This is a genomic window from Cystobacter fuscus DSM 2262 (assembly GCF_000335475.2).
GTDB lineage: Bacteria > Myxococcota > Myxococcia > Myxococcales > Myxococcaceae > Cystobacter > Cystobacter fuscus.
The window spans coordinates 403,368-420,354 of the sequence record NZ_ANAH02000007.1 but is presented as its reverse complement, the minus strand read 5'-3'; the positions used below and the strand labels follow the sequence as shown (position 1 = coordinate 420,354).

Annotated in this window: 21 protein-coding genes and 1 pseudogene; 13 read left to right on the top strand and 9 right to left on the bottom strand. The window is 64.6% G+C overall.

Translation table 11 applies throughout. The annotated features are described in order from the left end of the window. The first annotated feature begins 1 nt into the window (after position 1). Together D187_RS14135 and D187_RS56740 are read left to right on the top strand one after the other, a co-directional pair. The gene (locus D187_RS14135) at positions 2 to 640 is read left to right on the top strand and encodes a DUF998 domain-containing protein (RefSeq protein WP_002621535.1); all 639 of its coding nucleotides are present in this window, start codon (positions 2 to 4) and stop codon (positions 638 to 640) included. A 268-nt stretch (positions 641 to 908) separates the two neighbouring features. Beyond that, a complete protein-coding gene (locus D187_RS56740; RefSeq protein ID WP_155893341.1) occupies positions 909 to 1,325 on the top strand; it encodes a hypothetical protein in 417 nt (138 codons plus the stop codon). Positions 1,326 to 1,485: 160 nt separating this feature from the next. Here the strand turns inward: D187_RS56740 and D187_RS14120 are convergent, their stop codons facing one another. Together D187_RS14120 and sitA5 are read right to left on the bottom strand one after the other, a co-directional pair. Next, a complete protein-coding gene (locus tag D187_RS14120; RefSeq protein ID WP_002621533.1) occupies positions 1,486 to 1,722 on the bottom strand; it encodes a DUF7336 domain-containing protein in 237 nt (78 codons plus the stop codon). Between the two features lie 9 nt (positions 1,723 to 1,731). After that, a complete protein-coding gene (sitA5, locus tag D187_RS14115; RefSeq protein ID WP_002621532.1) occupies positions 1,732 to 2,916 on the bottom strand; it encodes a SitA5 family polymorphic toxin in 1,185 nt (394 codons plus the stop codon). A 187-nt stretch (positions 2,917 to 3,103) separates the two neighbouring features. Here sitA5 and D187_RS59715 point away from each other — a divergent pair, with 187 nt between their 5' ends. The 4 genes and pseudogenes from D187_RS59715 to D187_RS57770 all read left to right on the top strand — a co-directional run bounded on the left by D187_RS59715 (position 3,104) and on the right by D187_RS57770 (position 5,028). After that, entirely contained in the window at positions 3,104 to 3,547 is a 444-nt protein-coding gene (locus D187_RS59715; RefSeq protein WP_497463184.1) for a DUF5372 family protein, read from the top strand. Further along, positions 3,544 to 3,858: pseudogene (locus tag D187_RS57780) on the top strand (recombinase family protein); the annotation flags it as partial. The gene D187_RS59715 and the pseudogene D187_RS57780, both read left to right, overlap by 4 nt. A 14-nt stretch (positions 3,859 to 3,872) precedes the next feature. Then, on the top strand, positions 3,873 to 4,313 hold the full coding sequence (locus tag D187_RS57775; protein ID WP_002621531.1) for a recombinase family protein: 441 nt from the start codon (positions 3,873 to 3,875) through the stop codon (positions 4,311 to 4,313). Beyond that, positions 4,291 to 5,028, top strand: coding sequence for a recombinase family protein (locus D187_RS57770; protein ID WP_245591708.1), 738 nt, complete (start codon positions 4,291 to 4,293; stop codon positions 5,026 to 5,028). Before D187_RS57775 ends, D187_RS57770 begins: the two co-directional genes overlap by 23 nt. A 4-nt stretch (positions 5,029 to 5,032) precedes the next feature. Here D187_RS57770 and D187_RS14095 read toward each other — a convergent pair whose 3' ends face one another. From D187_RS14095 to D187_RS59540, 3 genes are all read right to left on the bottom strand, one after another. Further along, complete coding sequence (locus D187_RS14095) at positions 5,033 to 5,206, bottom strand: glycosyltransferase (protein WP_081713702.1); 174 nt, start codon at positions 5,204 to 5,206, stop codon at positions 5,033 to 5,035. 249 nt (positions 5,207 to 5,455) lie between these two features. After that, positions 5,456 to 7,507, bottom strand: coding sequence for an aerolysin family beta-barrel pore-forming toxin (locus tag D187_RS14090; RefSeq protein ID WP_081713685.1), 2,052 nt, complete (start codon positions 7,505 to 7,507; stop codon positions 5,456 to 5,458). A gap of 178 nt (positions 7,508 to 7,685) precedes the next feature. Further along, complete coding sequence (locus D187_RS59540; protein ID WP_438356949.1) at positions 7,686 to 8,378, bottom strand: transposase zinc-binding domain-containing protein; 693 nt, start codon at positions 8,376 to 8,378, stop codon at positions 7,686 to 7,688. Between the two features lie 203 nt (positions 8,379 to 8,581). On the opposite strand from D187_RS59540, the gene D187_RS14085 reads away from it, so the two are divergent. The 4 genes from D187_RS14085 (at position 8,582) to D187_RS14075 (ending at position 12,130) form a co-directional block, all read left to right on the top strand. Next, positions 8,582 to 8,947 (top strand): MarR family winged helix-turn-helix transcriptional regulator, encoded by a 366-nt coding sequence (locus D187_RS14085; RefSeq protein ID WP_002621527.1) that lies wholly within the window; start codon positions 8,582 to 8,584, stop codon positions 8,945 to 8,947. A 47-nt stretch (positions 8,948 to 8,994) separates the two neighbouring features. Then, positions 8,995 to 9,741, top strand: a complete 747-nt coding sequence (locus D187_RS14080) for an NADPH-dependent F420 reductase (RefSeq protein ID WP_002621526.1) — start codon at positions 8,995 to 8,997, stop codon at positions 9,739 to 9,741. Between the two features lie 152 nt (positions 9,742 to 9,893). Further along, positions 9,894 to 10,871 (top strand): hypothetical protein, encoded by a 978-nt coding sequence (locus D187_RS55110; protein ID WP_155893340.1) that lies wholly within the window; start codon positions 9,894 to 9,896, stop codon positions 10,869 to 10,871. 35 nt (positions 10,872 to 10,906) lie between these two features. After that, positions 10,907 to 12,130 carry a hypothetical protein gene (locus D187_RS14075; protein ID WP_020918029.1) on the top strand — a complete coding sequence of 408 codons (1,224 nt, stop codon included), beginning with the start codon at positions 10,907 to 10,909 and terminating at the stop codon, positions 12,128 to 12,130. Here D187_RS14075 and D187_RS49890 read toward each other — a convergent pair. Beyond that, the gene (locus tag D187_RS49890; RefSeq protein WP_002621524.1) at positions 12,118 to 12,717 is read right to left on the bottom strand and encodes a hypothetical protein; all 600 of its coding nucleotides are present in this window, start codon (positions 12,715 to 12,717) and stop codon (positions 12,118 to 12,120) included. The two genes, D187_RS14075 and D187_RS49890, sit on opposite strands and share 13 nt — an antisense overlap. Before the next feature lie 145 nt (positions 12,718 to 12,862). After that, entirely contained in the window at positions 12,863 to 13,315 is a 453-nt protein-coding gene (locus tag D187_RS14065) for a hypothetical protein (RefSeq protein WP_002621523.1), read from the bottom strand. A gap of 164 nt (positions 13,316 to 13,479) precedes the next feature. Here D187_RS14065 and D187_RS49885 point away from each other — a divergent pair, with 164 nt between their 5' ends. Continuing rightward, positions 13,480 to 14,247, top strand: coding sequence for a hypothetical protein (locus tag D187_RS49885; RefSeq protein ID WP_002621522.1), 768 nt, complete (start codon positions 13,480 to 13,482; stop codon positions 14,245 to 14,247). A 260-nt stretch (positions 14,248 to 14,507) separates the two neighbouring features. Then, positions 14,508 to 14,702, top strand: a complete 195-nt coding sequence (locus tag D187_RS14055) for a helix-turn-helix domain-containing protein (protein ID WP_245591707.1) — start codon at positions 14,508 to 14,510, stop codon at positions 14,700 to 14,702. 137 nt (positions 14,703 to 14,839) lie between these two features. On the opposite strand, the gene D187_RS14050 is transcribed toward D187_RS14055, so the two are convergent. Together D187_RS14050 and D187_RS59535 are read right to left on the bottom strand one after the other, a co-directional pair. After that, positions 14,840 to 15,259 (bottom strand): hypothetical protein, encoded by a 420-nt coding sequence (locus D187_RS14050; protein ID WP_043429662.1) that lies wholly within the window; start codon positions 15,257 to 15,259, stop codon positions 14,840 to 14,842. 513 nt (positions 15,260 to 15,772) lie between these two features. Beyond that, complete coding sequence (locus tag D187_RS59535) at positions 15,773 to 16,084, bottom strand: immunity protein TriTu family protein (protein WP_438356948.1); 312 nt, start codon at positions 16,082 to 16,084, stop codon at positions 15,773 to 15,775. Between the two features lie 107 nt (positions 16,085 to 16,191). On the opposite strand from D187_RS59535, the gene D187_RS49880 reads away from it, so the two are divergent. Further along, positions 16,192 to 16,956 (top strand): hypothetical protein, encoded by a 765-nt coding sequence (locus D187_RS49880; protein WP_002621518.1) that lies wholly within the window; start codon positions 16,192 to 16,194, stop codon positions 16,954 to 16,956. The last annotated feature ends 31 nt before the right edge of the window (positions 16,957 to 16,987 follow it).

Genomic DNA, 16,987 nt, shown 5'->3' with positions numbered 1-16,987 from the left:
AATGTCCATGACCCTTCAATCCGCGCGAATCGCCTTCTGGGCTTCCTCCGTCGCGCTCCTGTCGCTTCTGGTGCTGCACGTGCTGCGGCCTGACCTGGTGCCCACGTCTCACATGATCAGTGAGTACGCGATAGGCCCCTACGGCGCCGTGATGGGCGTCTCGTTCGGGGCCTTCGCGCTCGGCAGCCTGGCGCTCCTCGTGGCGCTCGTGGGCCAGGCACGGGGTTGGTCTGGCCGGATGGGGCTCGTCTTCCTCTTCCTGACGGCCGTCGGGCTCGCGCTGGGGGGCGCCTTCCCCATGGATCCGACGACGGCGGACCAGACCCAGATGTCCTTCTCCGGAAGGATGCATGGGGTGGGGTTCATGATCGGGGTGCCGAGCGAACTCCTGGCCGTGCTCTTCGTGTCGCTCGCGCTGCGGCGACAGGCGCCCTGGTCCGGGGCGCGCTTGCCCATGTGGGCCGCCGCCGTCTGGTTGAGCCTGGTGGTCATGGTGCCCCTGCTCATGCAGATGCGCTACTTCGGGATTCCCAACCGGACGTTCATGGTGGCGTACGGCATCTGGATCATGCTCGCCGCGCGGCCACTGATGCGGACGCACCCGGTGCCCACCCGCCCGGGCGATCTCATCCCGGGCTGAGCACGGACACGGCGCGTGAGGTGGTCAAGGTGTGCGCCCTGCTCGGCAGCGGCAAGGAAAAGATCGGAAGTATCAGCTGCGGTGACGCGGACGATGCGGGCAAGTGCGTCAAGATGAAGAGGACCCAGAGCTCCAAGGTGGCCTTCGGCTTCATCCTCAAGGGAAACACCTGGATCCTCAACACCGCCTCCCACGGACTGATGTCGAGCGCGTCATCGCGCCCGCGCCCCGCTCAGGTCGTCGAGGCGTTGTGGAAGGGGAGGAGCGGGTGGAGGAGCGCGGGTGGGCGTACCGGCGGAGGCAGCCGGAGGGGACGGTGCTGTACGAGGCGGTGAAGGACAACCTGGCCACGCTTCTGGAGGAGGCGAGCGAGGTGGGGCGCGGCCTGCCCCGGTACGTGGAGCGGGACTTCGCCCGGTACCTGGAGTGCGGAGTGCTGGCGCACTGCGCCAGAATCGCTCTCACCCCTGCTGCTCCCTTCACGTCCGCCACTCCACTCCGCCTGCCTTCACACCTCAAGCACGCGAACACATCCGTGGAGACCATCTGGGCCTGGGGAGACCTGATGAATGGCTTGCAGGTGTTCCCCAACCTCGTGGGGCTGGTGGGCCTGAGCGGCGTGGCCGCCTCCGTGCTGCGTCCGGCACATGCGAGCATGCCGGACGCCACGACAACCCGCGTATAACCGGTCACCGCATCAGGGGACCCAATCGGTTCTTGTCGGACCAGATTTGGACTCAATTGGGCTTGTGGGGCAGCGTGACGGCCCCACCCCATCGCCTGCCTCCAACCATCCGGAAGACCTGAATGCTATCGCTCGGACGAGAGCTTCGACTCCCATGGATTCATGATTCATCAAGGGCTTCATCCCATCCAATGAACCCCTCGGTCCAGTGGTCCTTGTTGAGTTCGTACCGAGAAATGTGAAACCCCTCCGGGTGCTCTCGGAAGCCTGGCTGTTGGCTCAGACGGGAAACAGCCGCCTGGGCATCCGCCTCGGTCACGTACACGCCAATGAGCTTGATATCCTCCTCTCCGTTTAGAGCTGCATGCACATGTTGAAGGACATACACGTGTGTCATGGGACGCCCTCATGGGTTCTCGAATGCGCGGTCTCCCCATTTTTGTATCTTGTTGAATTCACTCCCAGGCCCCTTGTCGTAGCTCCCTTCCCCATACTTCTTGTCCAACAACCTCTTGGCGAAGTCCTTGCCACTCTCATCAACCTTGGGCCGTTCACCTTTCGCCCAGCTTGGCACATCCTTGGCGCCCTCTTTCCCGCTGACGCCAGACTTGGGCGTCTTGTATTGCTCTTGCTTCGAGCCACCACCGGGCCCCTTGCCCGTCATGGCCACCGCCGTGGGAGCCAGGATAACGGTGATAGTGCCCTCGGCGGAAACCGCCACCGTGCTCACCTGTCCTATCTCCGAAAGTGTGAGGCGCAGTGGTTCGGCCCCCAGTGCCGCCGCCTCCGCGACGTTGGGCAGCATCGACAGTCTTGAGGCCAGCCATGCCGAGCCCCCGGTCATGCCGTGGCTCATCACCACCGTCACCGCGAGGACAAAGACGCGGGCCACCTCCGGCCCCACCCGGTGGGCGAAGCGCTTGCTGGCGTGCTCCAACTCCTCCCAGGTCATGGCCCGGTCGCTGGCCCATTTCAATTCCCGGCTCGCGTCCACCACCTCCAGGAATGTCTCCACTCCCAGGTAGATCAACAGCAGCGCCGAAACGATTGCCGCCGCCTTGGTGAACACGGGCTCGGGGTTGACCGCCAGGACGGCCCAGGTGACCAGCCCCGTCGCAATGACGGTGTAGAAGAGCTGCGGGGCCAGCGTCTTCTCCACCGCCCTGGCAATGCTCTCCTTGAGGGGATCAATCGACAGGCCCAGGGCCACGCCCAGTTTGTCCCATTCACTCAGGCCCATCACGTCGTCGAGCGGGGAGAGGCAGGTTTCCATCCGCTGGCCCGGCTCGCAGAGGCCGCCGTAGCGCTTACTCATGAGGCGCTGCCAGCGAGGTGCCTCGTCGTTGCCTGGGTAGGAGGCGAGCACCAGCCCACCGTGCTGGAGTGGGCGGAGCGTGAGGGGCGCATTCAGCACCATATGCGTCAGCACTTCCTCGAACGCTTCCGCGTCCACCTTCACGGACTGAGGCGAGGTGGGCAGCTTGTACTCCAGGGGTTCCCCCTGCCTCGTGTCGAGGCGTACCACACGCTGGGTGGCGCACGCACTGAGCAGGGCCAAGAGCAGGACCGCAGCGGTCAGGCGAGTTGCCATGGGGCTCCCTCCAGATCGAGGAGGGTTCCAGCCTACAAGATCGGACAGGACTTGACGCAGCGAGATACCTATTGCCCACGGGTCCGGGCGGTTACGAGGTAAGGGCGCGATTCTGCTGGGAGTTTCGCACCGCCCGGCGTGGGTTCGATTCCCGCTGCTTCCAATAGAGGTTTCCCGCCGCTTCGAGGTGACGGTCACGCTGCCGGTCCACCCCCTCAAAGGCATGGAACGGCCAGTCGCTCGGTTCATCCGTAGCCAGGAGGGTCGGCGCTACGTCGACGTGGAGCATCCTCCCGGACAGTACATGAGACTGCCGCTCGAGTGGACGGACCGTTCCCCGCTCTTCGTTCCTCCGAGCGTCGGTGGCCGAGAGGTCCGACTCTCCATCCCTGCGCTGCTCGAGCTTGCCAGTGCGGTGCAGGTGGCGCTCGGTCGCACCCAGGGCCCCTCCGCCACGCCCCTGGCCCAGGGTGGACCTACGTTGATACATGCCAACGTGTCCTTCCCAGAAATCCGGCCCCCCGTGGGCGGCACTGCCCATGGCGGTAAGGCCGCAACTGCTCGGCACGTGGGCCGCCCTGCTGCACCAGGTGCTGCGCGCCGAAACCGTAGACGCGGAGGAAGGCGATGAACGACAAGGTTCGAGTCACGCATCTGGAGCGTCGAGCGGTGGTGTACCTGCGCCAGTCCACGCTCAGGCAGGTCCACGAGCATCGTGAGTCCACGGCCCGTCAGTACGCCCTGCGCCAGCGCGCTCTGGAACTGGGCTGGCCGCCCGAGCGCATTGACATCATTGATGAAGACATGGGCCCGAGTGGGACGAACGCGGACAGGCGAGCGGGATTCCAGCGCATGGCCGAGGAGGTCGCGCACGGACGCGTCGGCGTCATCCTCTCGTTGGAAGTCTCTCGCCTGGCGCGCTCCTCGGCGGACTGGCACCGGTTGCTGGACCTGCCATGCGAGGGCCGGGCACGCATCAACTTCGCCAGGTGCCACCGCGTTACACCCTGCTGCTCTCCATGCTCCACAACCCCACCTACGCCGGTGCCTATGTCTTCGGGCGCAATGAAAGGCACCTGACGCTGGTGGACGGACAGGTGCGGCGCCAGCGCCGCACGCGGCTGCCGTGGGAAGCCTGGAAGGTGTGTTTGAAGAATCACCACCCGGCCTACATCCGCTGGGAGGAGTACATGGCCAACCAGAAGAAGCTCGCGACCAACCATCCCAACTACCAGCAGCCGGACCAGCGCGGTGCTGCCCGTGAGGGAAGCGCTCTGTTGCAGGGGCTGGTGCTCTGTGGCCGGTGCGGTCACCGGATGCAGACCGCCTACCGGGAGCCCGCGCGTCCGTACGGTGGACCCGGACAACCGCGTGGTGGCCCGCACGTTGGTGCGTGAGTGGAACGAGAAGCTGGGCGAGTGGGAGTCGCTCGAGCGCGAGCACCAGCAGGTCCTGCGGCGCGAGAAGGTAGAGCTCACGATCCAGGACAGAGCACACCTGCTCGAGCTAGCCAAGGACTTGTCATATGTCTGGCACGCGCGGAGCACGACGAATGCCGAGCGAAAGAACCTGCTGCGGATTCTGGTGAGAGAGGTGGTGCTCAGCCCCGTGGACGTCCCGGAGCGCGGGATTCACATCCAACTGCTCTGGCAGACCGGGACGTGCAGCGAGCTGAGTATTGCGCGTCGCCCATCATCCGAGCGAGCCACTTCGCCCGAGGTCATCAAACTCATTGGCACGCTGGCCAAGGAGAGGAGCGACAGGGAGGTAGCAGCCGAGCTGAACCGAAGGGGGCTGCTCTCTGGAGTCAAGCGCGCCTGGGACAAGGAGGCGGTGCGCTGGGTGCGCAAGCGCTACGGCATCCGGTGCCAGCCCGCGGGACGACGAGGACGGCCACGACAGCCAGAGCGCCGGGCCGACGGCCTCTACTCCCTGCAGGGGGTCGCCGCGCTGCTGGGCGTGACGGAACCCGTGGTGCGCTCCTGGGTGGAGAAGGGCTGGCTGCGAGGTGTCGAGGGGGGTGGCTCCGGCAGTCCTCGGTGGTTCACGGCTGAGGACCACCAACAGCCGGGAAGAAGTCGTTGCCGATGGAGTCGCGGTGCTCTTTCATGAGCTGTTATATGTCAATGCCCACGGGCACGAAGGGCAGGTCGAAGGCCCTGGCTTCCGAGGCGAAGGCGGGAGTGGCCGCCAGCACGGGCTCGTGGCCTCGCTCGCGCAAGGCCAGCGCCAGGGCCAGCATGGGTTGCACGTCCCCCCGAGAGCCATTGGCCGAGACCAGTATCTTCATGGCCCGCAGCATAGCCCCCTCATCCTGTTGGCGGCGGATTCCGGTGCGCAGGTGGAACAGCGTGCGGCGGTATTCGCACGGCCCGCCCCGGCCTGTCTTGAAGGAATCGGACAGGCACCTGACGCACCGAGTACCGGGTTGAGTGAGGCTCGATACGGCGGGGGCGGCGAGAGTGAGTGCAAATGGATCGTATGGCCCTCGGCACTGATACCCGCCGCCCCCAATCGGGCTCCGGTCCTCTACTTCAATTCACAGCAACTGCGCCGGATATTCCCTGATGAATGTGGTGCCACCGGCCACGTTGCTGAACTTGCCATTCAGCGGAGCGACAACGCCACCTCTGAAGAAGGGCAGGGCCTCATCAAGCAGGGGACCGAAGTTGTTCTGCATCCAGAACCAGTCCCAGTCCGAGTAACCGCCGATATACCGATGATCGTACTTGTCGAGGATATCACCGAAGCCCGAGAGGCTGTCGTTGCCAAAGGTTACTGAAAATGGCGCCTCATCGGTCGGATGGTTGACATGAGCGTTGCCGAGAGCGCCGCTGCGCAGATGGCCTTCGAACTTGATGGTGAAAGCGATCAGCGCCCGCGCGTTATAGTTGATATCCGATTTGGTACGGTACGCGAGCAACTCGAGGCGCTTCCGGCTCATCGCCGGTACTTTCATCTGGTAGTTGATGGTTGTCCCAACAACGGTCGTGTTGGTCGTCATATCACTCCAGCCCTGTTCTCCATTGATGGAAAGCTCCGTGGAGACCTCGGACTCAATCAAGAAAGGAATTTTTGCCTTGCTCTTGACGGTAACCTTGAGGCCGGCGCCGATCTTGGAACTCGTTGTATGCGCATACGAGTCTGTATGCGAATCGGACATTCCCACCGTCATTGTTGACTCGGTGCTGCCACGATTTTCCGCGACCTGGCTGCTAAGAATGAATGGTTGCTCCACGGACGTGATGGATTGCGCACCATAGGAAAACGTCGACGGATCGATGATGGTCCTGAAATTGGAGAGCGTTATCTTGAGCCGATCATCCGCCTTGTGATACGGGTAGAGCCAAGGATCATTCTTGTCATAATGCGCTTTCATGACGTAGCTCCCGTCCCAGGCTCGGTACACTTCGAAGTCCCGGCCGGTGACCGGATCCCGCGTTCCATTGCAATAAGCGAACCCGAGAGCATAGGCGAACTTCGCGAGCTTTTCGATGATGAGGGGATCGCTGGCGATTCTCCACTTGAGGTCATCGTCATCCACGGTTCCGGCAATGGGGTATCCCAACCTGGTTGCCTCTCCTTGGAGTGGAGCTTCAACAAGGATGGCGGAGGTGATGTTCTCGAAGTCATTACCCACGTAGGTCGTGTTGGAGGTAAACGTCTTCCTGCGTCCGTAGAAGTTGGGATGCTCGTACAGGGTGACCGTCCACCCCGGGGGAACCATGAGCGAGCTCACGGCGTTGTCGCCCATACCAATGTCTGACAGATGATAGATGCCCGGCACGAGGGCCTGAGCACCGCCTCCTTGGAGTTGCAGGTCATCGAAGATGACCGCCGGACCGGTATTGCTTGGTCCCTGGACGATGATGGCGGAGGTGATGTTCTCGAAGTCATCACCCACGTAGGTCGTGTTGGAGGTAAACGTCTTCCTGCGTCCGTAGAAGTTGGGATGCTCGTACAGCGTGACCGTCCACCCCGAGGGAACCATGAGCGAACTCACGGCGTTGTCGCCCATACCAATCGCTGCCAGATTATAGACGCCTGGCGCGAGGGCCTGAACACCACCGCCGCCTTGGAGTTGCACGTCATTGAAGATGACCGCCGGGCCGGTATTGCTCGGCCCCTGGACGATGATGGCGGAGGTGATGTTCTCGAAGTCATCACCCACGTAGGCCGTGTTGGAGGTAAACGTCTTCCTGCGTCCGTAGAAGTTGGGATGCTCGTACAGCGTGACCGTCCACCCCGGGGGAACCGTGAGCGAGCTCACGGTGTTGTCGCCCAGACCAAACGCCCCCTGATTATAGACACCTGGCGCGAGGGCCTGAGCACCGCCTCCGAAGTTGGCGTCCGTGTGGATCATCATCGCCGCATCTGTGTTTGGCCGCGAAGTCACTTCCATTGCGCCCACAACAGAACCGGTCATCTCATCCGCAAGAAAATTGTCTTCGGTTTCTGCCGTCAAACAAGCAGGAAGCATGAAGACCCATGCTGCTATCAGGACCGATGTCCATGAACAAGGCCGGTGCAAGACTCGACCAGCAGTCAAATTCCTCGAATTGCTACCGGCTTGGGTCACCGGCAGCGCCATGGTCTTCCAACTATGAGGGCTCACTGCGCTACTCCTTGAGTCACCGTTCACGGGTCTGGTTTGGGTTGAACGGACGCCCAGCACGATGTGTTTCGTGATGTTGCATACTCTGTCTGCTCCGTTGGAATAGTTCAGTGATGAGCTTCACACGTTGAGAGTGGACTGCGTCACAGGCCGTCTACCCGGCGCAGTCGGTCACGAAGCTCCAGAGCCGCGTGTTGGCAAGGCCGAGCCGAAGAACTGAATGAACGACATGGCCCCTCCTCGCACATCGCGGAGGCCCTGCCGGTGTGCCCTCCGTCGCTGCAGGGCGAACACCGCGAGCAGGACGTCGGAGAGCAGCCCCGCATCCTTCAGCAGCACCCACCGCACCCGGTGCCGTCCACTGTCGATAGGGCACGTGCGGCAGCACCCGCTCCACCAGGTGCGCCGCCGTCACCTGCGCCCGCTTCGCATTGCAGGACGGGCACACCCCTCGTCCCTTGCATGAGAAGGCGACGAGCAGTTCGTCCTTGCAACTCTCGCAGCGCACCCGCGCGAAGCCGTGTGCCAGCACTCCGCATTCCAGGTACCTGGCGAAGTCCCGCTCCACGTACCGGGGCAGGCCGCGTCCCAACTCGCCTGCCTCCGCTAGCAGCGTGGCCAGGTTCTTCCTCACAGCCTCGTACAGCACCGTCCCCTCCGGCAGCCTCCGCCGGTACCCCCACCCTCGCTCCTCCACCTGCCCCTCCCCAGCCACACCTCGCGAGGGCTCACGATACGGAGGGGCTCCCACGGCTTCCGTGGCGTATAGGCGGAATGGGGGGAGCACCACGACTCCGTGACCGCTCGCCGCCAGGTCCGCGCTCGTCACCGGCGCGGCTCGCGGCATCGCCCTCGGACATTCCCTCCGAGCGTGCTGCCGGTCAGCAGTCCTCCTGGTGGCGCCCGGAGCACACCCGAAGGCGCCTTGACAGCCTCTCCACGCCTCATTATCTAGTGAACAAGATACTTGCGAGCTAGGTGATGACGACTTTGAAACGGCGAACCGTTGGGACACAGCTTTCCTTCGCGCTTTACAGCGCAACGAATCGGATGGTGCGGTTGCACAAGCCGTTCCTCGAGCCGTTGGGCCTGACCTTCCCCCAGTACCTCGTCATCCTGGAGTTGCTGGACAACGAGCCACTTCCGGTGGGCGAGCTGGGTGCCCGCCTGGACATGGACACGGGGACGATCACGCCGCTCATCAAGCGGCTCGAGGCCTCGGGGAGGGTCACGCGAACACGCGACCCCGCCGATGAACGCCGGGTGCTGGTCAACCTGACTCCGGAGAGCCGCGCCCTCGAAGCGGAGATCCGAGGCATCACCGACAAGATCAAGACGGCCTGCCAGCTCAGCCAGAAGGGCCTGGACGACCTTCGCCGGACTCTCGAAGCGCTCGCGCACCCCGCGGTCGAGTGAAGCCCTCACTCCCGACTCACTCACTCAACAACCCAGGAGAAACGATCATGAAGATTGGCATCATTGGCGCTGGCTATATCGGGAAGACCCTGGTGCGGAAGCTGAGCGGGGCCGGACACGACGTGAAGGTGGCCAACTCGCGCGGCCCCGACACGATCGAGGCCGACGTGCTGGCCCAGGGCGGACGCGCGGTGACGGCGGCACAAGCCGTGGTGGACGTTGACGTCGTGATCCTCTCGATTCCCCTGGGCCGTATTCCGGGGGTGGCGCAGCTGCTCTCCCGCGTGCCCTCCGCGACCTTCGTCATCGACACGTCGAACTACTATCCTTTCCGCGACGGGAAGATCGACGCCATCGAAGCGGGTCAGGTCGAGAGCCTGTGGGTGGCCGAGCAGTTGGGCCGGCCGATCGTCAAGGCCTGGAACTCGATCGGCTCCCACTCCTTCGCGACGAAGGGGAAGCCCGCGGGGTCTCCGGACCGCATCGCGCTTCCCGTCGCGGCCGACCGCGACACGGATCGCCGAGTGGGAATGGCGCTCGTCGAGGACACCGGGTTCGACGCGTTCGACGCGGGCTCGTTGGCGGAGTCGTGGCGGCAGCAGCCGGGCGCGCCCTGCTATTGCACGGATCTCACGCGCGAGGAGTTGCCGGCCGCGCGCGCGACCGCCGAGGCGGCACGCTTGCCCAAGCGGCGGGATCTGTCCGTGGCGGCCATCCAGGAGCGGCTGAGCGACAGCAAGGCGAATCCTGACGCGGAATACTCCGTCCGCCTGACTCGCGCTTTGTTCAGATGACGGCGCGCCGTCCCAACGCCACTCGAACAAGGCTTCGTGAGCGCATTGAGCCGTCGCTCGTGAGCCATCCAACCCCACGGGGCACCCGACGGCCGGATGGGAATTCCCCTCCCGCCGTGGGACCGGGCAATCGTCATCATCGGGAGCATGGAATGAAAGCTCAGACAGCAATAGGTGGGTTGTTGCTCGTGATGCTGGGGGCTATCTGGCCCGGCATTGCCGCCGAAAAGCCCGCCACGGAAGAATGCGCACCGTCGGGCGAGCTGAAGTTCCTGTGCGGCATGGAGAACCCGGAAGATCTGGCGGTTCTACCGGGCGGGCGCTATATCGTCGCCAGCGGAATGACCATCAAGAGTGGCCTTCACCTCATCGATGGGAAGACCAAGAAATGGGAACGGTGGATCGCACCGGTCGCCACCGCGCCCAGGGCGCCCTTCGACCAATGCCCTTCGCAGCCCTCGCCCGACGAGTTGCAGATTCACGGCATCAGTCTTCGTGACCGCGGACAGGGCCATGCCACCCTCTATGCCGTCAACCATGGGGGCAGGGAAGAGGTGCGGGATCTGTCCGTTGGCGGCGACCGCGAAACGATCGAGGTCTTTGACATCGACATGACCGGCGCGCAGCCCGCCCTCTCCTGGGCCGGTTGCGTCCCGATGCCGGAGAAACGGGTCGCCAATTCCGTTGTCTCGGCACCCGATGGTTCCCTGTTCGCCACGGTGATGCTCCATCCAGACACGTCACTCACCGATCTCTGCCAGGCGCGCACTCGCCGTGGGCAACCCCAGGTGCGCCAGAATCGCTCTCACCCCTCCTGCTCCCTTCACGTACGCCACTCCACTGCGCCTGCCTCCACACCTCAAGCACGCGAACACCTCCAGGGCGAACGTCCTTTTGAGCAGCCCGGCGAGAGTCCAAACGGGGTGAGCGCTCCTTGCCCGGCTCCTCCACCGTCGCGGCAAAGGCTGGGCTCTCCTCCTCCTGCCCCGGCTCTGCCCCCGCTTGAGGGAGTCGCCCGGCTGCAAGAAGACCCTGGCGCCGGACCCGGTCAGCGGCCCTCTTCGGCCCCTGCGCTCCAGCCCTCTCCCTCCACACGGCCTCTATTCTGTCTATGCGCAATCCGGTTCTAGATGCATTTCAATGAATTCCGGTTTATAGGCAGGGCATGCGAACTCCTGCTCCTTCCTTTGTCTCCTGGTGCGCTCGTGCCACCGCGCTCCCGTCCTTGCTCGCCACCTTGTTCATGCCGGGCACGCAGGCCCTGGCGGGCTCTCTCGCCTATGACGGAAACACCGGTGGAACGGGGCTCACCGTTACCAACCTCCACCTGCCGGATGGCATTGAGACCCACCCCTCGGTGGAGAACCCTATCATTCAGGGTCACAACCTCTACGCCCCGGACCCGGTACGCAACGGAGGCGTGTGGAACCTCTATTACGGCGGCTGGAAGAACAGCTCGGATGGTAACGACCGTATCTACTTCGCGGTGTCCGACGACTGGGTGCCCGAGGGCGCCTGGTCCGGTCAGTGGGTCATCATCAACAACGGCTCCTACATGCACGTGAATGACCCCTCCGTGCAGAAGCGCAGCGTGACGAGCTGGGTGATGGCCTATACGGTGGCTCACCAGGTCGGGAGCGACTACCGGGACTGGATCGCCATCTCCACCAGTACGGACGGCTCGGCGTGGAATCCCTCGGTGGCCACCTCGACGACGGAGATCCGCGTCTCCGGCGCGTCCTTCAGTGACATCGCCCGTCCCGCGCTGCTCTGGACGGGCAGTGGCTGGAAGCTCTGGTTCGATGGGCGTATCGGCAACGGTCCGCTCCACTCCTACTTGGCCGAGTCCAACGAGGACATTCCCCGCAACTTCACCCTCGTTCACACCTACCCGGACGTGAACGGGTTTCCCGGCTTCATGGAGCCGGACGTGGAGCGGGTCAACGGCGTCTACGTGGCGGTGGTGCAGCGCGGCTTCGCGACCCTGCACAAGCTGGTGAGCACCGATGGGCGGAACTTCACCGAGGCCGGGACGATGCTGAGTGCGGCCAATCCGGCCTTCGGCCGCAAGTACGTGAGCAATCCCGGGCTCGTCTACGACAACGTGGACCGCGTGGTGCGGGGAGTGGCCTACGGCATGACGGACAACTCGGGCCTCACGGACCACGACATCGGCTTCGCCTATACCCAGCACCGGGTGCGCGTGTTGTCCTGCCCGAGCACGTGGCACGGCTTCGACGCCTCCCGCTACTACGACCAGGTCGTCGTGCTCACCTTCGACTACTCGAGCTACTGCCGCATCGTCGTGGAGGACGCGCGCAATGGGGCGGTGCTCGCGGATCAGACGGTCTCGTCGAGGGCCGGAGACCGCTGGCGCTACGTGCCCTGAGAGACCACGTGCACGCTCGCGGCCTCCAGGAGGCTGCTCCATGAGGGGCTGTGCCCCCCTTCGTCTGGGGTGTTGACGCCAGGGGGCTCCCCCACGCCCCCCGGCGTGATTCCAGGGGGCGTGGTGCGAGGGACAACGACAGAGATGTTCTCGAGGGCATCGTTGTCGCGTGACCAGCGCCCCCGGAAGCAGTGCCAGAAGGGCTTCTGAATGCACTCCCCCATCTGGAACGCGCGCCACTGCGCTTCAGTGTGGGCAAGGCCCCCGCCGCTTTCGTACAGCATCACCTCGACCGGAGCCTCTCCCCCCGGGAGGTGAAGGCGGTGGGTCGCCTTGAAGCTCCGAGCCTTGTCCGGGGTGAACCCTGGCTGCCGGAGTTGCGGCGGTGTGAGGTCGGGATAGTGCGCGTAGATGGGGTTCATGACCTCCATGAGCATTGTTCCCATGAGGTCTCCGACGGTCCGGCGGTACTTCTTGAAGAACTCCTCGGATTCGCGCCCCTGGACTTCATGAAGGGACTCGTCGAGCCGCCTACCGACATCAACCATCAGCTCGCTGAGCTTCCGGGCCGTCTCCCTGGTCATCATCCCACGATGATGCCGGTGAGCATCTCAGGGGCAAAGTGCCGAAGCGGTGAGGCCCGCTCTCCTTCCCGAGCAGAGCAACCGTCGGAGTGGCCCCGCCAAGCCGGTACGGCCATTCGGGGCTTCTCATCGCCAGCAGTACCTGCATTCAGCGCGAGGATGCGGCCACATCGACGTGGCCGGGCAGGCGGATGTCGGGGCGCACGGGCTCGCCCGAACCGCGGTGAATCTGGCTGGGCTGCGGCGCCTTGTTGAGGTCGAGAAACCATGCCGGCCGCTGCTCGAGGAGGTACTTGTGCAGCAGCCCGAAGAACTTCCCGATGGCACGCAACTCGTCGCCGCCCTCGTCAGAGAGGTACTTGCAGTGCCAGCCCTGGCCGGGGAACTCCCCTGTCTCGATCAGCCAGTCGAAGAAGGCGGACGCCTCCTCGTCCTCAACGGACATCTCCCGTTGCGCGTTTTTGAAACCGTGGATGTACGCGTGCAGTCGCTCGATGCGGAGCCCCTCCATCATGTCGCTCGTCTGCCCGCCGACTCCAATGAAGAAGCACCAGAGGGGTGGTTCCTCCAGGCTGATTCTGTAGAGGTGCTTGAGGAGCATGGCGTTGCTCTACCTCGTTCCGGCGCAACTCAGGTGGAGTGGACCTGGCTCATCTTGCCAGACCGCGTTGTTCGGTCTCCACGAACGAGGAGAAGAGAAGCCCATGTGAACCGCCTGACTTCCGAGGTAAGCTCTCCGGACTCATCTCGAAAGGAGAGGAAGGCGTGAGCGACACTACCCCACGAGAAGGTAGCCGACTGGGACCGTACCTGCTCGGCAGGCGCCACCCGGACTCGGATCCGGCCCTGGGCCACATCTACGAGGCGCATCATACCGAGACGGGTGCCCCCGCCCTCGTGCTGGTTCCCGACCCCGCCACGCCCTGGGCGCCCCGTGCTTCCTGGTCCGTACGCGCCCTGAGCGAGGTCTCCCCTCCGTTTCTCGCGGTGGAGGTGGATCGCACGCCAGGAGCCACCACCCAGGCGCTCCACGAGTTGACGCTGCTGCACATGCGCCTGTCGGGTGCCATGGCCTGCGTCGAGGATCGCGAGGACACCGCCACCTTCCTCTCCCGTGCGCCCCGCGCCGCACCTCGCCCGCTGCCGCGCTGCCGCGCGCTTTCCGTGGGTCTCGCCGTTCTTGGAGGCATGGCGCTCGGCGTGGGGCTGTTGCTGCTCTGGCTCCAGTCTCACTCGCCCACGGTCGCGGCGCTGGATTCCAGGACTGTGCAGACCGTGGCTGGCGAGCCCGTGAATTGGGTCGACGTGGCGGCGGACACTCAACCCGGCATTGGTTACCCCTTGCCATCCACTCCCATCAAGGGACAGCAAAAGCCCCCCTGCCTCGAGGGCACCGCAGTGGAAATCAACGGCGGTTGCTGGGTGCAACTCAAGCAGGATGCCCCCTGTCCCCGGAGCACCGCCGAGTATCAGGGCAAGTGCTACATGCCCGTGCGCAATCCTCCACCCGAGCCCCGTTCCCTCCAGCCCTGACGCGCGGGTCTGCGCGTGGTGCGCCAGTGGTGCGGAGCCCGGAGGAGAGACGCGAGGTGAAGGGGAATGGGCCCTCCTGGATTCGAACCAGGGACCAATCGGTTATGAGCCGGGGTGGGGTGGGTTGGCAGGGGGTGGCAGCCCCTGTCACCGTTTCGCAACCTGTGGAAAGCACTGGGGTTTCTAGCGGGGCGGAGGCGGAGCCGGTTGGCACCGTTTCCACCGTTTCGACTGGGCGTGGTGCGCCGGTGGTGCGGAGCGTGGTGCGCGCCTTGGTGCGGCCGGTGCCCCCCGCGATGCTCACGGTCCGCGAGGTGGCGGGAGAGCTAGCCGTCTGCCGGGCCACGGTCTACGCGCTCCTGGAACGCGGGGAACTGGAGCGGGTCTGGGTCGGGCGCTCCATCCGCATCCCGTCCGCATCCCTGGAGGCGTTCCTCGCCAGGGGGCGGCGCTGACGTGGGGCAGTGGTTCCCGGTTCCCGGCCCTACAGCGAGAACCGGAACCGCTTGAGAACCGCGCCGCCGGAGTAGCGGCGTTGATCTGGAAGAGCAGGTGAAAAGACGGTTGACGGGACTCACCGGGTGGGGGCGGACTATGGCCACGGAAGAAGGGACTTGCTCCAACGTCCTGGCGTCCCGTCATGTGGAACACGACGGCGGATATCGTCGTCGTGCCTGATGATGTGCTCGGCAACGAGCCTGTGGAGCATCCTCAGCGGCCAATGGAATGAGATCGACCTGATCTGGGCCATGATGTCGGCGAATTGCTTGTCCGGATCCTGTTCGCCAAACGGGGACCCGTAGCGAGAATCCTCCGCCTCCGCGACAGCGTCCCAGACCCTCAGAATGTTCTCCTTGCGCTCAAGGGGCAGATGTGGCCACCACCATTCGATCCAGCGTCGGATCCGCTCGCGCTTCCAGGAACGGTGAACTGCCCTGGCGATGACGACGGCGAGCCACGTTGGCGCGAGCCACCAGTTCTCTCGGCACCAGGAGATGACGGAGTCGACCATCCCTCGATCCTCACCCACCTTAGCGCCCTACGCCAAGCATAGGAGGGCTTGGGCGGCCCACGTCGCGGAACCGAGCAGCGTTACGCTTGGCCTAGGCCCCCGAAGCAGAGACCGCTGGAGCATCCGCGCCCAGCGGTCCCCGCTTCAGTTGTTCTGAGGCCCCGGGTCGCTGGACGTAGGCGCAGACGGCGCGGGTTCGCTCAGGCGCTCACCCTGGGAGACCTCGTAGGATGCGGGAGCGGTTCCGCGCGCCCTCTTGCCCGTGCCTTTGGGCGCCTTGCTCGCGCGCTTCTTCGGGTTCCCTTGGCGCTCCATTCCCTCCGGGGAAGGTGTCAAAGGACTCGTTCCGACATCTCGTTTCCTACGAATCGTCTGACACCTTCTCCGGAGGAGCGCCCGCTGTCGAAGGACGACCTCGTGGCACTCGAGTCGGTGGTGAAGATCTCCGGTGCCCGCTACGACCCGGCCCAGATGAAGCTCCTCGACAGCGAGCGCCGGTAGTTGAAAGAGACCCTAAGCCCCTGCCTCCAGTTGCTCGAAGAACTCATTCAGCCAACTCGGAGGTGGGGTTTGAGCGAGAGACACGCCATCTCGTTCAAAAACGAAGTCACCCGATTGGAGATCGATGACCGCCATGTGGGCGGCTCCATCGTCCCATACGGTCAACTCCCCCAGGCGCTTTCCACGGTCTACTCTCAATCGGGCTGAGGCTCTGGGGCTCTCGTGAACATCGAGGTCAACGGTCGCGCCCGACCCCCTGAGCGCCTCGCTCTTCGTGCGCAGCCATCGAACAAAATCGGCGAACGACCAGGAGGCATTGCTCATGGAACGACAACTTGGCGGTCTCCACGAACGAGGGCAAGCGAAGCCCATGCGAACCGCCTGACTTCCGAGGTAAGCTCTTGGGACTCATCTCGAAAGGAGAGGAATGCGTGAGTGACACTACCCCACGAGAAGGTAGCCGACTGGGACCGTACCTCCTCGGCAGGCGCCACCCGGACTCGGATCCGGCCCTGGGCCACATCTACGAGGCGCATCATCTCGAGACGGGCGCCCCCGCCCTCGTGCTGGTGCCCGACCCCGCCACGCCCTGGGCGCCTCGTGCTTCCTGGTCCGTACGCGCCCTGAGCGAGGTTTCCCCTCCCTTTCTCGCGGTGGAGGTGGAGCGCATGCCAGGGGCCACCACCCAGGCGCTCCACGAGTTGACGCTGCTGCACATGCGCCTGTCGGGTGCCCTGGCCTGCGTCGAGGATCGCGAGGACACCGCCACCTTCCTCTCCCGTGCGCCCCACTCTGCACGCGCGCTGCCGCGCCGTCGCGCACTCTCCATGGGTCTCGCCGTTCTTGGAGGCATGGCGTTCGGCATGGGGCTGTTGCTGCTCTGGCTCCAGTCTCACTCGCCCACGGTCGCGGCGCTGGATTCCAGGGCTGTGCAGACCGTGGCTGGCGAGCCCGTGAATTGGGTCGACGTGGCGGCGGACACTCAACCCGGCATTGGTTACCCCTTGCCATCCACTCCCATCAAGGGACAGCAAAAGCCCCCCTGCCTCGAGGGCACCGCAGTGGAGATCAACGGCGGTTGCTGGGTGCAACTCAAGCAGGATGCCCCCTGTCCCCGGAGCACCGCCGAGTATCAGGGCAAGTGCTACATGCCCGTGCGCAATCCTCCACCCGAGCCCCGTTCCCTCCAGCCCTGACGCGCAGGCCTGGAGCAGCTCCGGTTCCAGC

Coding starts and splice junctions, on each gene's coding strand:
- D187_RS14135 (WP_002621535.1), top strand. CDS start 2: ATGTCCATGACCCTTCAATCCGCGCGAATCGCCTTCTGGGCTTCCTCC.
- D187_RS14120 (WP_002621533.1), bottom strand. CDS start 1,722: ATGACACACGTGTATGTCCTTCAACATGTGCATGCAGCTCTAAACGGA.
- sitA5 (WP_002621532.1), bottom strand. CDS start 2,916: ATGGCAACTCGCCTGACCGCTGCGGTCCTGCTCTTGGCCCTGCTCAGT.
- D187_RS57775 (WP_002621531.1), top strand. CDS start 3,873: ATGCGAGGGCCGGGCACGCATCAACTTCGCCAGGTGCCACCGCGTTAC.
- D187_RS14095 (WP_081713702.1), bottom strand. CDS start 5,206: ATGAAGATACTGGTCTCGGCCAATGGCTCTCGGGGGGACGTGCAACCC.
- D187_RS14090 (WP_081713685.1), bottom strand. CDS start 7,507: ATGGCGCTGCCGGTGACCCAAGCCGGTAGCAATTCGAGGAATTTGACT.
- D187_RS59540 (WP_438356949.1), bottom strand. CDS start 8,378: ATGCCGCGAGCCGCGCCGGTGACGAGCGCGGACCTGGCGGCGAGCGGT.
- D187_RS14085 (WP_002621527.1), top strand. CDS start 8,582: ATGGTGCGGTTGCACAAGCCGTTCCTCGAGCCGTTGGGCCTGACCTTC.
- D187_RS14080 (WP_002621526.1), top strand. CDS start 8,995: ATGAAGATTGGCATCATTGGCGCTGGCTATATCGGGAAGACCCTGGTG.
- D187_RS55110 (WP_155893340.1), top strand. CDS start 9,894: ATGAAAGCTCAGACAGCAATAGGTGGGTTGTTGCTCGTGATGCTGGGG.
- D187_RS14075 (WP_020918029.1), top strand. CDS start 10,907: ATGCGAACTCCTGCTCCTTCCTTTGTCTCCTGGTGCGCTCGTGCCACC.
- D187_RS49890 (WP_002621524.1), bottom strand. CDS start 12,717: ATGATGACCAGGGAGACGGCCCGGAAGCTCAGCGAGCTGATGGTTGAT.
- D187_RS14065 (WP_002621523.1), bottom strand. CDS start 13,315: ATGCTCCTCAAGCACCTCTACAGAATCAGCCTGGAGGAACCACCCCTC.
- D187_RS14050 (WP_043429662.1), bottom strand. CDS start 15,259: ATGGTCGACTCCGTCATCTCCTGGTGCCGAGAGAACTGGTGGCTCGCG.
- D187_RS59535 (WP_438356948.1), bottom strand. CDS start 16,084: ATGAGCAATGCCTCCTGGTCGTTCGCCGATTTTGTTCGATGGCTGCGC.